Below are 14560 nucleotides of genomic sequence, written 5' to 3' on the forward strand. Positions count from 1 at the left end.
CAGCCATTCGGGCGTCTATGCTGCTGGGATGTCCTTGGTCGGGAAAACGGGCGATGCATCCAGGTACAAGCCAGCTGCTGCTGTTTGCCGTGCTTGCCATCGGCGGCTGCGTGCGCTTGGGCCCGGACTTCCAGCCGCCCGGCGAAGCGTGGGTCGATCACTGGTACACCCCCGAGCTCGACCGCGCCAGCCAACGGGCACTGCAACCGGACATTCGCCAATGGTGGCAAATATTTGCTGACCCGACGCTGAACCAACTGATCGCTGAATCGGATGCCCACAACTCCAGCCTGAAAATCGCCGGTTTGCGGGTGATGGAGGCTCGCGCGCAGTTGGGCATTGCCCAGAGCGGCCTTTATCCGCAATTGCAGCAAGTCAGCGTCGACAGCTTGTATGTCAAGCGTCGGCAATACGGCGGCAACAACCCGATCGACAGCCATTTCTGGCAGCACAGCGCCGGGTTCGATGTCGGTTGGGAACTGGATTTCTGGGGACGTTTCAGCCGCGCCATCGAGTCGTCCGACGCCAGCTATTTCGCCGCCGAGGCCAACTATGACGACGCACTGGTACTGTTGCGGGCGCAGGTCGCCGACACCTACTTTTCCCTGCGCACCACCGAAGCACGCCTGCGCGTAGCCCGGGAAAACGCCCGCCAGCAACAACGCAATTACGAGATCACCGAAAAGCTGTTCAACAGCGGCCAGACCGCCGAACTCGACCTGCAACAAGCCAAGACCCAGTACCTGGGCACCTTGAGCACGATCCCGCTTCTCGAAGACCAGATCGGTCGTATCCGCAATGCCTTGGCGGTGTTGATCGGCCGCCCGCCCGGCGCGCTGCCGATGATGGCCGAGAACACCGGACTGATTCCGCTGGTGGACCGCGCGGTGTTGCAGGATGTCCCGGCCAACCTGCTGCTGCGCCGCCCCGACGTGCGCGCCGCCGAACTGAATGTCGCTGCACAGTCCGCGCTGATCGGCGTCGCTGAAACCGATTTCTACCCGTCGCTGACGCTGCTGGGCAGTATCGTCTGGTCGGGCGACACCCTCAGCGGCACGTCCCGCAGCCTCGATCTGATCGGCGGCCCGAGCCTGCGCTGGAACGTGTTCGACTATGGCCGGATCAGCAACAACGTGCGTGTGCAGGACGCCCGCTTGCAGCAACTCATCGAGGCTTACCGCGACAAGGTTCGACAGGCCGCACGCGAAGCCGACGATGCCGCCAACGGCGTGACTCGCTCGTTGCAGCGCGAACGCATCCTGCGCGAGGCCGAAGGCGCCGCCAAACGCTCACTGGAACTGGCCAACGCGCTGTACCGCGAGGGCTATTCGGATTTTCAGCGGGTACTGGATGCGCAACGCGCGCTGCTCGAACTCCAGGACAGTTACCTGGTTAGCCGTGGCGACGCGGTGAGCAACATGATTGCGCTGTACAAGGCCCTCGGCGGCGGTTGGTACAGCGCCCAGCCTAAAGTCGATGCCGCCACGCGCCGGCAAATGGAACAACGCACCGATTGGGGCGACCTGCTGGCCGAGCCCCCTGCCGCGCAACCCGCCTCCCCTTTGCCCAACCCGGTAAACAACCATGACTGAAGCCGTCCCTCCCAGCTCTGACGCCGCGCCGCCACCCGCGGAGCCCGCTGCCGATCCGACGAAAAAAGGCATCAAATGGGTGCTGCTGCTGATCGTGCTCAGCCTGGCGTGGTATCTGCTGGCGGACCGATTCACGCCTTATACGCAACAGGCACGGGTCAGCGCGTTTGTGATTCCGGTGGCCGCGGAAGTCGCTGGGCGGGTGATCCGGGTCAACGTGCGCAACAATCAAGACGTCAAGGCCGGGGAAGTGATTTTCGAGATCGACCCGCAGCCGTACCAGATCGCCGTCGACCGCGCCCGTGCGGACCTCGAATCCACCCGTCGGCAGATCGGCGCCAGCACCGCCGGCATCGCTTCTGCGCAGGCAAACTTGCGTGCGGCTCAAGCCAATGAACTGAAAGCGCGCCAAGACAATATGCGGCTTGAGGGTTTGTATCGCGAAGACCCCGGAACCATTTCCGTGCGCCTGTTGGAAGTGTCCCGCGCCAACCGCGAAGCCGCCGTCAGCAAGGTCGCCGCGGCCCGCGCCGAAGTACAGCGCGCCAAGGAAACGGAAGGCGGCAACGAGGAAGACAACGCCCAGCTGCGCAGCGCTGCCACAGCGCTGTCGAAAGCCGAACTGGACCTGTCCAACACGCAGATCCGCGCCCGCTCAGCCGGCCTGATCACCGACTTGCGCACCGATGTCGGCCAGTTTGCAGCGGCAGGTAACCCGGTGATGACCCTGATCGCGATCCATGATGTGTGGATCAGCGCCGACATGACCGAAAACAACCTCGGCCTGGTCAAGACCGAAACCCCGGTGTCCATTGTCCTGGACGCCCTGCCCGGCGAAGTGTTCGAGGGTCACGTGCGCAGCATCGGCTATGGGGTCAGCGTCGGTCAGCCCGCCGCGCCCGGTAGCTTGCCGACCGTGCAGAACAGCCGCGACTGGCTGCGCCCGGCCCAGCGTTTTCCGGTGATCATCGAATTTTCTGCCGAGTCACTGGCCATGCTGCGTGATAACCGCGCGATCCGTGCCGGTGGTCAGGCCGAAGTCATGGCGTTCCCCAGCGAAGGCAACCTGTTGAACCCGCTTGGCCATGCGTTTCTGCGGCTGATGAGCTGGCTGTCGTATGTTTACTAAGCAGCAGCGCACACCCAGGGTTCAGCGCGCCCTGCGCCTGGCGACGGGCACGGCAATCTGTCTGGCGGTGAGTTTTGGCCTGGCCTTGCCGATCCCGTTTCTGGCTCCGGTGCTGTGTGCGTTGTTGCTGGTCTCGGCCAATCGTCCTCTGCCGTTCAAAGCCGCAGTGATCCTGGCGCTTGCCGCCATGCTGACCACCGGCACCGGCCTGTTGCTGATTCCGCTGCTGCGTTATTACCCCAACAGTGGCGTGATGTTGATCGGTGTGGGGCTGTTTCTGGTGTTTCGATTCGGCCTGCGTGGTGGCAGCAACCTGATCGTCACGTTTCTGGTGATCGGCCTGACCATGATCTCTTCGGCGGGTGTGGCCGATTTTGGCCTGGCGGTGATGGTCATCAAGGCCATGGTTGCGGGGCTGATCCTGGCGGTGGTGGTCGGGATGTTCAGTCATTGGCTGTTCCCCGAACCGGCCAATGCCCCGCCGCCGCCCGCCGCGCCGGTTTTTCCCGCAAGCGAAGTCGACCGGGTGGCATTGCGTGCCACCTTGATCGTGATTCCGGCCTTCCTGCTGGCGCTGATCGATCCGGCCAGTTACCTGCCCATCGTGCTCAAGGCCGTCAACCTCGGACAGCAGAGTGAGACGACCAGCGCGCGTAATGCCGCACGGGAGCTGATCGGCTCAACTTTGCTCGGCGGCCTGCTGGCGTTCCTGTTCTGGAATGCGTTGAGCCTGTTTGTGCATTTGTGGATGTTCTTTTTATGGATGCTGCTGTTCGCCCTGATTCTGGCGCGCAGGCTGTATGGCCTGAAACCAACCCGATTCAGCCCGGGATTCTGGCTTAACAGCCTGATGACCCTGATCATCCTGTTGGGCCAGTCGGTGCAGGACAGTGTCGCGGGCAAGGACGTGCAAACCGCGTTCGCCGTGCGCATGACGCTGTTCATCGGCGTGACGCTGTATGCGTGCCTGATGGTGCATCTGCTCGATCAGCGGCAACAGAAGCAGACTCAGGGATTGACCTGATAACCCTTGCCTTGCAGGCAACTGGAATACGCCGTCGAGGTGTTCGCGGTGTTGGTTTTTTCCTGTGCGCGGCGCTCCTGACGCTGGCGTGAGCCGCCCACTACAGCGCCCGCTGCGGCGGTTTGCTTGGCGCGGTCCTGGCGATAGTCCTGCTTGTTGTCGTCATCGACGCGATCATAAAACTCATCGTGCTGACGCCCGCGTACCTGGGCCGCCGTGGCCCCGGCGACAGCGCCCGCCGCCGCGCCTTTGACCCGTCCGCCAGACGGTGTCGAGGATGTCGACGCCGTTTGACTGGCCGCAATGCTGTTGCACTCGCTGATATCCGTCTGGGTCTGTTGCGAACTCTGGCCCTTCATCGGCACCACCGTTTGTGCCCAACCCTGGGCACTGAGAATCGACAATACGACGCACAAGCCGATGGGCGGAAACCTATTCATGATGACCTCCGTAATGAGCGTGGTTCACCCTGAAAGATTGTAGTTCACCCCTCCTCCCGGACCTCCATAACCAGACTATTTCCGACCCAACGCACCGGCACCGATTCCAGCTGCGCGCCTTTGCACGGACCGTCGATGCAATGTCCGTCGTCGAAACGAAACATCGCACTGTGGTGCGCGCACATCAGCACCTTGCCGCGATAGGTGCAAAACTCCTGCGGCCGAAAGTCCAGCGGCACCGAAAAATGCGGACAACGGTTGATGTAGACCCACACCTGCCGGTCTTGCCGCACCGCAACAAGACCGGCCGGATGCAGTTGCTGGTGCTGCGGCAAGCCGAGGGCGCCGCCGTCGGCGATGTCGTCCAGTTGGCACAACGTGATGGTGGTCATGCTCAGCCACGCAATTCCGGGTTGCCGAGGCTCCAGTGCCACGGACGAATCTGAACGCTTGCAAACAAACCGGCCTGTACGTACGGATCGTCCTGAACGAACGCCTCCACTTCCGGCAAGCTGTGCGCTTCGATCACCAGCAACGTGCCGTTCATCGCTGAACCGGCCTCATCCAGAGTTGGGCCGCCAAACCGCACGACTACCCGATGGCTCTCGGTTGCACGCAAATGCGCTTGATGGCTGGGCCGCAGACGCTGACGCAACGCCAGCGAATCCGGGTGATCGGTGGCAAATACCGCAAAAAACTGGCCCATGGTTCACTCGGCTTCCATGACAAATTCGTAACACGCACGCTTGAACGGCAGTTCCATACCCAGTCTGGCAGACACATCGTCGTGGCTTATCCGGTCTTCGTAGATCACCTGCAACGACTGTTTCACACCAAACACCGCATCGGACGCCAGATACGGGTCATCGTGATTGAACAGGTGCGTGACCAGTTTGCGATAGCCCGGCACTTCAATCATGAAGTGCAGGTGCGCAGGCCGCCACGCATGACGGTTGGCCGCATCGAGCATGCGCCCCACCGGACCATCGGTCGGTATCGGGTAGGCCACCGGGACAATCGTGCGAATCGCGAAGCAGCCGTCGGCGTCGGTGCGATAGCGACCGCGCAGGTTGCCGAATGGCTGCTCGGTGTCCTGGCCGGAATACATGCCGTTCTCGGCAGTCTGCCAGACATCGAGCACCGTACCGGCCAAGGCATTGCCGTGAACATCGACCACCCGTCCACGCACCAGCGCCGTTTCGCCCGGGGTGAAGGCCATGTTTTCGCCGAACGCCCGATCAGGCATGCCGTCGATGTAGAACGGCCCGAACACCGTGGTTTCGGTCGCCGTTGCGCTGTGCCGGTGGTTGATCGCATCCACCAGCATCGAAACGCCGAGGGTGTCCGATAGCAGAATGAATTCCTGGCGCACCAGACCATCGCATTTATGCCCGGTGTCGGTCAGGAAACGGATGCCTTCGAACCATTCCTGCTCGGTCAATTCGACCTCGCTGACAAAGGCGTGCAGATGCCGCGTCAGGCTCTGCATGATCTGTTTGTAACGCGCGTTGGGCGCGTCGTTGAAACTGCTCACGGCTTGCTCCGAGATCAGGGCTTCCGTGGCTTTGTCTTGATCGGTCATTGTTGTTATTCCGATGAAAGTGAAAGTGGCTGGCCTGTCAGGTGGGCGCCAGCCCTTGCAGAGCGCGGTTCAACAGCGCTTCGATCGGGCCTTGTCCAAACGGCCGTGGATTGTAATAGGGACTGGCACAGGCGATTTGCGCCGCTTCGGCCGGGCCGTTTGCGGGAAGGCCGATGTCAGCCAGCGCCAAAGGAATGCCCAGTTTCTGGTTCAGCGCATAGAGCAAGGCGCCGACCTCGCTGGCCTCGCTGCCACCCAGTGCGCGAGCGGCACGTTGCAACGGTCCCGCCGCCGCTTCGCGGTTGTAATGCGCGGCGTGCGGCAGAACGATGGCGTGGGCCTGGGCGTGGGGCAGATTGAAAGTGCCGCCCAAGGTGTGGCAAAGCTTGTGGTGCAAGGCCATGCCGACCGAACCGAGGCAAATGCCCGCCAGCCACGCGCCGTACAACGCCTGGCTGCGGGCCTCGGCGTCGTTCGGATCATTGACCACGCCCGGCAACGCCTGCGCCAGAGAGCGGATCGATTCTTCGGCCATGAAACCGATAATCGGATTGGCATCCTCGGCATACAGCGCCTCAACCGCGTGGGCCATGGCGTTCATGCCCGAGCAGGCGGAGATTTGCGCCGGCAGGGTTAGGGTCAATTGCGGATCGTAGATCACGGTCTTGGGCAGAACCCTGGGATCACGCCCGGTTTTTTTCAGGCGGTTCTCGGTCAGCCCGTAGATCGGCGTCATCTCCGAACCGGCGTAAGTGGTCGGCACCGCGACGATCGGCAGGCCGGAATCCAAGGCAATTGCCTTGCCCAGACCGATGGTCGAACCGCCGCCGATGGCCACGCAGCAGTCGGCATCCAGTCGCGCTGCTTCAACCCGCGCTGCCTGGGCCACTTCCAGTGGAACGTGCATCACCGCTTTGGCATAGACGCCCGCCGCGCGATCACCGAGCAACGCGGCGACCCGTTCGCCCAACCCATGCTGTTCAGGGGTGGTGAGGATCAGCGCACGCCGGGCACCCAACCGTTCGATTTCTTCAGCCAGCGCCGAGAGTTTGCCCCAGCCGAACACCACGCGGGTCGGCAGGCTTTGGTAGACAAAAGGATTCATGGCAAGCCTCAGCGTTTGAAGTGCGGCGCGATTTTCGCGTCGACGTTGACCCATACCGAACGGGCTTCGGTGTAGTCGTGGATCGCCTCAAAGCCCATTTCACGGCCGTAACCGGACTGGCCGACACCACCAAACGGGCTGCCGGGGCTGACGCGTTTGTAGCAGTTGATCCAGCACATGCCGGCGTGAATCGCGTCGGCCATTTTGTGCGCGCGGGTCAGGTTCTGCGTCCACAGGCCGCTGCCCAGTCCGTACTCGGAGTCGTTGGCGATGGCCAGCGCTTCTTCGTCGGTGCTGAAGCGCACCACGGTGACGAACGGGCCGAACACTTCTTCCTGGCACACCCGATCACTCGGTTTGGCTTCGACAATCGTCGGCTCGACGTAGAAACCCTTGGCCAGGGCCATGTCGTCCGGCGCCTTGCCGCCAGCGAGAATCTTGCCGCCCTGCTCGATGGCGATATCGATGTAGGCCATCACACGGTCGCGGTGCAGCGCCGAGGTCAGTGGGCCCATTTCGGTTTCGGGGTCCATCGGGTCACCCAGGCGAATGGACTTGGCCAATGCGATGAAGCGCTCAAGGAACTGGTCGGCGATGTCCTTGTGCAGAATCAAACGCGAACCGGCGATGCACGCCTGGCCCTGGTTGTGGAAGATCGCCCAGGCTGCGCCATTGACCGCCGCTTCGATGTTGGCGTCTTCGAAGACGATGTTGGCGCCCTTGCCGCCCAGTTCCAGCTGGATGCGCTTGAGGTTGCTCTTCGAAGCTTCGACGATCCGGCGACCGGTGGCGGTTGAACCGGTGAAGGCAATCTTGCCCACGTCGAAATGTTCCGCCAGCGCTTGTCCGGCAGTGTGGCCGTAACCCGGCACCACGTTGACCACGCCTTTGGGGAAACCGACTTCGGTCATCAACTCAACGATGCGCAAGGTCGACAACGGGGTAATTTCCGAAGGCTTGATGACGATGGTATTGCCTGCCGCCAATGCCGGGCCCATTTTCCAACTGGTGAACATCAGCGGAAAGTTCCACGGCACGATCTGCCCGACCACGCCGATCGGCTTGCGCTGCACGTAGTTGAGGAACCCGGCTTCGACCGGAATCACCGAACCTTCGATCTTGTCGGCCATGCCGCCGAAATAGCGGAAGCAAGCGGCGGTGCGTGGCACGTCGAGGCCACGGGAATCGCGAATCGGGTGTCCGGTGTTGAGGGATTCGAGATGCGCCAGTTCTTCGCTGCACTCTTCGATCTTGTCCGCCAGTTTCAGCAGCAAGCGACCGCGTTCCGCCGCGCCCAGCGCCGACCAGGCCGGGAACGCGCGCTTGGCGGCGGCGACAGCGAGGTCGATATCAGCGGCTTCGGCGGCGGCAATGCGGGTGATCAACGAGCCGTCGTGGGGTGACACAACGTCGATGGTGCCGCCGGCGACCGCATCGACGAAGCGGCCATCGATATAGAGCTGATTTTGCATAATGGTTTCCTCGCACCGCGCCTGTCGCGCAGTGTCTGACTGAATGGCTGGAAGCATGGCCCGACGTGATGCCGGGCAAGACACGAGGTCTTAGAACTCGATCGGGTACGGCTTGAGCTCGCCGCTTTCATAGCGTTGCGGCAGGTTCGGCGTGGCGTTTTCCCAGACCAGCAGCATCGAGCGTTTGGTCGAGTAACCCTGGTGGCGGATGTCCGCCGGCATGGCGCAGATGTCGCCGGCACGCATGGTGATGCGGGCGCGCGGATTGCCGTCGTCCTTGTCGCCGACGTCCCAGATGATCTCGTCGGACATTTGCAGGAACCACTCGACCCGGTCATTGCCATGGAACACCGGCAGGATGAATTCTTCGGTGGTCGGGCAGAACAGGCTGGCCTTGCACACCGAAGTCACCGACGGGTTCCAGGTCACGTCGGAGCGCGACAGGTACTTGTGCAGGTTGAAGGCATGCAGCTCACCTTCGAAACCTTCGGCGGCGTGGATTTCCGGCTCGTCCTGCGGCACGTCGATGAACTGGCGATTGACCGGCAGATCGTTGCGCAGCGGTGAATCGTCCGGCAGGCCCGGCATGCGCTTGGTGGCGATGCGGAAGCGTTCGATGGCTTCGATGTTGTCGCCGTTCTTGCGGCCGAACGCGCTGCCGGTTTCTTCCGGCGCGGCGAACGGGTCGAACGTGGCGTTGGTCCAGTCGCGCAGGATGGCCTTGAACGTGGCCATGATCAGCGGCGTTTCAAAGTTTTCGGTGTAGTTGACGCCGGCGGCCTTGAGAGTGCCATTGAAGGTGCCGGCGTAGAGGTCGACTTTGCCGTAGTAATTGCGGGTGCCGATGACCTGGTCGAAGTTGACCCAGCCGTAGAAAAAGCCCCAGGCCACGTCGCGCATCATGGCGCGCAGGAAGGCGTCGACCGGAATCAGGTGCGAGCGGGTCTGGCCTTTGGCGGGCCAGGTGATGCGGGCGAAGTACTCGTCGCGCGACAGTTCGAAGGCGCCGAGTTCGAAGGAGCGGTAGCCGGTGACGGCATGAGGTGCGCTCATCTTGAGTTCATCGTCGGCAAACAGGGCGGTATCGGCAGCGGTTTCAAGCATGGCCATGGCGGGTTTCCTCTTGTTGTTGTGGGATGGGCGGTCGGGCTCGGCAGATCACTTGAAGCAGATGTCTGCCCACTTCTCGACCGACAACGGGCCTTTGATGGTCTGCTGCAGAATCACGCCCGGGCGGCTGGCTTCGAAGCGATACGCCGTGCCCACCGGCAACAGGCATTGATGGCCGCGCTTGAGCAACACGTAACCCATGGGTTTGCCCGCCGGCAGGTCACCGGCCAGTTGCGTGCCCTCGCCTGCCTTGAGCGGCGTTTCGAGCTTGAGGAAATCCACCCGCACTTCACCGTCCATGACGATGGCGAACTCGTCGTGCGCGGCGGTGTACCAAGGCGATTGACCTTCGGCGCGCAGGGTTTCAATCACGTAGCCGAGGTTGAGGCCGACGATGACTTTTTCATAAGGAAGGGATTTTTCCGCCACTTCGAAAATGTTCGAAAAGGCGTAGTGGCTGGCCTGGCCGCTGATGATCTCGACCGAGCCTTTGCTGTAGTTGTCCAGCGAGCCGAAGACTGTTTCGATTGCCGCGCTACTCATGGTTTTCACCGTTTTGTTGTTGTAGTAACAGTGAGTCAACAGTACGTCGCAGCCGATGCCGGAACAATTAGAGGACCAGCGACAACAGTGTTCGCGAAACGCAAACACTGTAGGAGCTGCCGAAGGCTGCGATCTTTTGATCTTGCTTGTAAAAAGCAACAGATCGCAGCCTCGTTGCACTCGACAGCTCCTACAGGAATCGCGCGGTTATCAGCGTACCCAACCCCGCTCCAGCAAGGGCTTGTCCCAGCATGGCTCATCGCCGAAATTCTCCACCAGAAAGTCGATCAACGTGCGTACTTTCAACGCTCGGCGCTGGGTCGCGGGGTACACCGCCGAGAAATTGAACGAGGACAACGCGTACTCCGGCAGCACCGGAATCAACCGGCCACTGAGCAAATCATCGCTGGCCACCAGGGTTGGCAGGCAGACAATGCACACCCCGGTCTGGGCGTAATCGCGCAGTAAATGCACCGAGTTCGAACGCACTTGCCCTGGCAGACTCAGCTCCACTTGCTCGTCTTCGCGGCTGAAAATCCAGCGGTTGCGCGACGGATAGCCCTCGTACAGGGCGATTTTGTGTTGCAGCAGTTCCTGGGGATGGGTCGGCACGCCGAACTCGCTGGCGTAATCGGGTGACATGCAGAACAGGCGGCGCACGCTGAACAGCTTGCGCTCGATCAGGGTTTCGGCCATGGGCGGGAACATCTGGAACGCCACGTCGAAGCCTTCTTCGATGGGGTCGACCACGCGGTCGTTGACGATCACGTCTACTTCGATGTCCGGATACAACCGGGTGAACTCGGCGAGCATTCGGCCGAAGTGACCAATGGCAAACCCCGGCAGCATCTGTACGCGCAGTTTGCCGGTGGGTTTGGCGCGTAGTTCGCGCATGTGCTCGGTCAGCGAGTTGAAGCCCGCGACCATGTCGGCGCATTCCTTGTAGTAGGTCTCGCCCACTTCGGAGAGCCGCACATGCCGGGTGCTGCGATGGAACAGCGGCGCATTGATGAACTGTTCCAGTTGCTGGATACGGTGGGTGATCACCGAACGGGTCACGCCCAGTTGCTGGGCGGCCTTGGCGAAGTTGCCGGTTTCGGCCACCCGCACAAAGGCTTCGACACTGAGTAAACGATCCATGGGGCAGGCTCTCTGGATGCTTTTGTTCTTATAGGAACAGCGAGGTTAGCCTGTCGGCACCTCGCACTCCAGATCCATGCTGCGCCTCATGGCCGGGGCGTAACGGACAACCGTCGCTGCATCGGGAAAACCTGCCAGCCCAGGCGTTCGCTGATCAGTCCCCAAACCCCTTGCGGCGCCTTGAGCATCATCACCACCGCGACCACGCCGAGGATGATCATGTACACCGCGCCGTATTGCGCCAGGCAGCCGCGCAACACGAAGTAGATCAGCGTGCCGATCAAGGGGCCTTCGAGGGTGCCGATGCCGCCGATGATCACGATGAAGATCACCACGGCCGTCCAGTCCTGCAGGTTGAACGCTGCATCCGGGGAAATCCGCAGCTTTTGCAGGAAGATCAACGCCCCGACCACACCGGTGCAACCGGCGGCCAGTACGTAGACCATCAGTTTGGTGCGAAACGTATCGACACCGAGGCTGCCGGAGGCTGGTTCCGAGTCACGAATCGAGGCCAGGGCCAGCCCTTGTCGCGAGCGCAACAAAAAGTACACCACCGCCACGGCGCCGATGGCGATGGCCAGTGCGGTGAAGTAGATCAGCGTTTCGCGCCCGTCCCGGTCGTTGCCGATCTGCCGCACAATCGCCGCCGGCAAGCTTTGCCCCGATCCGCCGCCCAGGCTGCTCATCTGCGCCAGCCCCAAGCGGAACACCTCCGCCACCACCCAGGTGCCGATCGCGAAATAGGCGCCACGCAGGCGAAACACGATCAACGCCGTGGGAATCGCCAGCACCGCGACCAGCACCCCGGAAAGCAGAACCGCAAACAAGGGCGGTACGCCGAACTGCGTCGCCAACATGAACAACAGATAGCCGCCCAGGCCAACGAACGCCTGCTGCCCCACCGAAACCATGCCAGCGTACCCCGCCAGCAAATTCCACATTTGTGCCAAGGCCAGGTAATAAGCGAACTCCACCACCAGCCGCAGACTGGCGCGATCCGCCCACAAGGGCGCGCTGAGCAAAATCAGTACGCACAGGCCCAGCAACGACAAGCCGATGGTGCTGCTGGTGGTCGTGCGTTGTACGCGATAAACCGGCGCGGGATTGTTCAAGGCATTCATCAGTCGACACTCCGGGGAAACAGGCCACGCGGACGCACGACCAGGATCAGCAGAAACACAAGATGACCGGCGAGGATTTGCCAACCGGGATCGATTTTCGCGCCCACGGCCTGCGCGACGCCGAGAATCACTCCGCCCGCCAGCGTGCCCCACAGGCTGCCCAGACCACCGATGATCACCGCTTCGAAACCGTACAACAGCCGCGCCGGCCCCACGGTTGGGTCGAAACTGGTGCGGATCGCCAGGAACACCCCGGCAATCGACACTACGGCCATCGCCAGCGCCATGGCCAGGCCGAAGATGTGCGCGTTGTTGACGCCCATCAGCCGTGCGGTGTGCTGGTCATCGGAGGTAGCGCGAAACGCCCGGCCCAAGGAGGTTTTGTAGAACAGCAGTTGCAGGCCACCGATGATCAGCAACGCGCTGCCAAACACGATCAGCGGCATCACGCCGACGCTCAGGCTGCCGATGCCGACACTCGCCACCTCAAGATCGCCCTGGGACAGCTTCTGGCTATCGGCGCTGAAGAATTCCAGCAACACGTTCTGCACGATGATCGACAGACCGAACGTCACCAGCAGCGGCGGCAGGATGTCCGTGCCCAGCGTGCGGTTGAGCAGCAGCCGTTGCAGCAGGTAGCCAAAGCAGAACATCAGCGGCACCACGATCAGCAGACTCGCCAGCGGACTGAAGCCCAGATGGTTGACCACCATCAGCGCCAAGTACGACGCCAGCACGATGAAGTCGCCATGAGCGATGTTGACCAGGCGCATGATGCCGAACATCAGGGACAGCCCCACCGCGAACATCGCGTACAGGCCACCGAGCAACACGCCTTGAAGCAAAGTATTGAGCCATTCCATCACTAGATCCCGAAATACGCGGCTTTGATTTGTGCTTTGTCCGCGTCTCGTGCGCGCCCGGTCAGGGACACGCGCCCTTCCTGGAAGCAATAGAAGCGGTCGCACACACTCAGTGCCTGATTGATGTCCTGCTCGACGAGAATCACCGTGGTGCCGTCGGCCTTGATCGAAGGCAACGCGGCGTAGATGTCCTTGATCGTCGTCGGCGCCAGGCCCAGGCTGATTTCGTCGCACAACAGCAAGTGCGGGTTGGCCATCAGGCCACGGCCAATCGCAACCATCTGCTGCTGGCCGCCGGACAGCGCCGTGCCGGGTCGTTTACGCAGTTGTTTCAGCACCGGGAACAGCTGATAAATGCGCTTGAGCGTCCACGGTCCCGGGCGTTTGCTGTAGGCGCCGATCAGCAGGTTTTCTTCGACGCTCAGCGACGGGAACAGCTTGCGCCCCTCCGGCACCAGGGCGATGCCGCGCTCCAGTACCTGATTGGCCGCCATGTCGCCAATGGCCTGCCCCTTGAAAGAAATGGCGCTCGGCTGGTTCTTGATCAGCCCGGCCAGCGAACGCAGGAAGGTCGACTTGCCCGCGCCGTTGGAACCGATGATCGCCACGGTTTCACCAGCCTCAAGGGTCAGGCTGATGTCGAACAGCGCTTGAAAGTCGCCGTAGCCGGCGCAGAGTTTTTCGATGGTCAGCATGCGTCAGCTCCCGATGCCCATATAGATGTCCTGGACGCGAGGGTCGGCCATGACGCTGCGTGGCTCGCCTTCGGCCAGTTTGGCGCCGAAGTTGATCACCGTCAGGCGACTGACCACCGCCAGCAAGGCGTGCACGATGTGCTCGATCCAGATGATCGCGACGCCGGACTTGTGGATGCCCTGAATGGTTTCCACCAGTGCCAGGCACTCCGGCTCCGTCAGGCCACCGGCGATTTCATCGAGCAACAGCAAACGCGGCTGCGTCGACAAGGCCCGGGCCATTTCCAGGCGTTTGCGGTCGAGCAAGGTCAGCGAACCGGCCAGCACATTTGCCTTGCGCATCAGGCCGGTAAGTTCCAGCGTCTGCGCGCACCATTGGCTGGCCTCCTTGTCCCGCAGCCGCGCACCAAAGGTCGCGCCCACCAGCAGGTTCTCGAACACGGTCATTTTCACGAACGGGTGCGGAATCTGGTGGGAACGGCCAATGCCTTGCTGGCAGCGCTTGAACACCGGGACGCGGGTAACGTCGCGGCCTTCGAAATGAATCGTGCCTTCGTCCGCCGCCACGCCACCGGCGATCAGGTTGAACAGCGTGCTTTTACCCGCGCCGTTGGGGCCAATGATGCCCAGTGCTTCGCCCGGTTGCAGGGTCAGGTCGATGGCGTCCGTGACCTTCACCTGGCCGTAGCTTTTGTGCACATCGGTCATTTGCAGAAGTGGTTGTTGCATGGTGCACCCGTGTCC

At 62.0% G+C, this 14560-nt stretch carries 16 protein-coding genes; 3 read left to right on the top strand and 13 right to left on the bottom strand.

The genetic code is table 11. The features are described from left to right. Positions 1–53 precede the first annotated feature (53 nt). The 3 genes from ACM110_RS05925 to ACM110_RS05935 are packed head-to-tail and all read left to right on the top strand — an operon-like array spanning position 54 to position 3745. Positions 54–1592: an efflux transporter outer membrane subunit gene (locus ACM110_RS05925; RefSeq protein ID WP_416127009.1), complete on the top strand. Its 1539-nt coding sequence runs from the start codon at positions 54–56 to the stop codon at positions 1590–1592. After that, entirely contained in the window at positions 1585–2721 is a 1137-nt protein-coding gene (locus tag ACM110_RS05930; protein WP_416127010.1) for an HlyD family secretion protein, read from the top strand. The genes ACM110_RS05925 and ACM110_RS05930 overlap by 8 nt, the downstream gene beginning before the upstream one ends. Continuing rightward, positions 2711–3745 (top strand): DUF2955 domain-containing protein, encoded by a 1035-nt coding sequence (locus ACM110_RS05935; RefSeq protein WP_416127011.1) that lies wholly within the window; start codon positions 2711–2713, stop codon positions 3743–3745. The genes ACM110_RS05930 and ACM110_RS05935 overlap by 11 nt, the downstream gene beginning before the upstream one ends. Here ACM110_RS05935 and ACM110_RS05940 read toward each other — a convergent pair. The 13 genes from ACM110_RS05940 to ACM110_RS06000 all read right to left on the bottom strand — a co-directional run bounded on the left by ACM110_RS05940 (position 3730) and on the right by ACM110_RS06000 (position 14545). Continuing rightward, complete coding sequence (locus tag ACM110_RS05940) at positions 3730–4185, bottom strand: hypothetical protein (protein WP_416127012.1); 456 nt, start codon at positions 4183–4185, stop codon at positions 3730–3732. The two genes, ACM110_RS05935 and ACM110_RS05940, sit on opposite strands and share 16 nt — an antisense overlap. A gap of 44 nt (positions 4186–4229) precedes the next feature. After that, on the bottom strand, positions 4230–4577 hold the full coding sequence (locus ACM110_RS05945) for a Rieske (2Fe-2S) protein (RefSeq protein WP_338580991.1): 348 nt from the start codon (positions 4575–4577) through the stop codon (positions 4230–4232). Positions 4578–4579: 2 nt separating this feature from the next. Further along, positions 4580–4891: a YciI family protein gene (locus ACM110_RS05950; RefSeq protein WP_338580993.1), complete on the bottom strand. Its 312-nt coding sequence runs from the start codon at positions 4889–4891 to the stop codon at positions 4580–4582. Between the two features lie 3 nt (positions 4892–4894). After that, positions 4895–5767, bottom strand: coding sequence for a dioxygenase (locus ACM110_RS05955; RefSeq protein ID WP_416127013.1), 873 nt, complete (start codon positions 5765–5767; stop codon positions 4895–4897). A gap of 37 nt (positions 5768–5804) precedes the next feature. Beyond that, positions 5805–6872 (bottom strand): maleylacetate reductase, encoded by a 1068-nt coding sequence (locus ACM110_RS05960; protein WP_416127014.1) that lies wholly within the window; start codon positions 6870–6872, stop codon positions 5805–5807. A gap of 8 nt (positions 6873–6880) precedes the next feature. After that, positions 6881–8344: an aldehyde dehydrogenase family protein gene (locus ACM110_RS05965; RefSeq protein WP_416127015.1), complete on the bottom strand. Its 1464-nt coding sequence runs from the start codon at positions 8342–8344 to the stop codon at positions 6881–6883. Positions 8345–8434: 90 nt separating this feature from the next. After that, positions 8435–9454, bottom strand: coding sequence for a hydroxyquinol 1,2-dioxygenase (locus ACM110_RS05970; protein ID WP_338580998.1), 1020 nt, complete (start codon positions 9452–9454; stop codon positions 8435–8437). Positions 9455–9502: 48 nt separating this feature from the next. Further along, positions 9503–9997, bottom strand: a complete 495-nt coding sequence (locus ACM110_RS05975; protein WP_416127016.1) for a hydroxyquinol 1,2-dioxygenase — start codon at positions 9995–9997, stop codon at positions 9503–9505. 210 nt (positions 9998–10207) lie between these two features. Further along, a complete protein-coding gene (locus ACM110_RS05980) occupies positions 10208–11137 on the bottom strand; it encodes a LysR family transcriptional regulator (protein WP_140666945.1) in 930 nt (309 codons plus the stop codon). 86 nt (positions 11138–11223) lie between these two features. Beyond that, complete coding sequence (locus ACM110_RS05985) at positions 11224–12258, bottom strand: branched-chain amino acid ABC transporter permease (RefSeq protein WP_416127017.1); 1035 nt, start codon at positions 12256–12258, stop codon at positions 11224–11226. Further along, the gene (locus ACM110_RS05990) at positions 12258–13121 is read right to left on the bottom strand and encodes a branched-chain amino acid ABC transporter permease (protein WP_338581002.1); all 864 of its coding nucleotides are present in this window, start codon (positions 13119–13121) and stop codon (positions 12258–12260) included. Before ACM110_RS05990 ends, ACM110_RS05985 begins: the two co-directional genes overlap by 1 nt. Positions 13122–13123: 2 nt before the next feature. After that, positions 13124–13816: an ABC transporter ATP-binding protein gene (locus tag ACM110_RS05995; RefSeq protein ID WP_416127018.1), complete on the bottom strand. Its 693-nt coding sequence runs from the start codon at positions 13814–13816 to the stop codon at positions 13124–13126. A 3-nt stretch (positions 13817–13819) separates the two neighbouring features. Next, a complete protein-coding gene (locus ACM110_RS06000; protein ID WP_416127019.1) occupies positions 13820–14545 on the bottom strand; it encodes an ABC transporter ATP-binding protein in 726 nt (241 codons plus the stop codon). Positions 14546–14560 lie beyond the last annotated feature (15 nt).

It is taken from the genome of Pseudomonas sp. NFX98, assembly GCF_047784845.1.
GTDB lineage: Bacteria > Pseudomonadota > Gammaproteobacteria > Pseudomonadales > Pseudomonadaceae > Aquipseudomonas.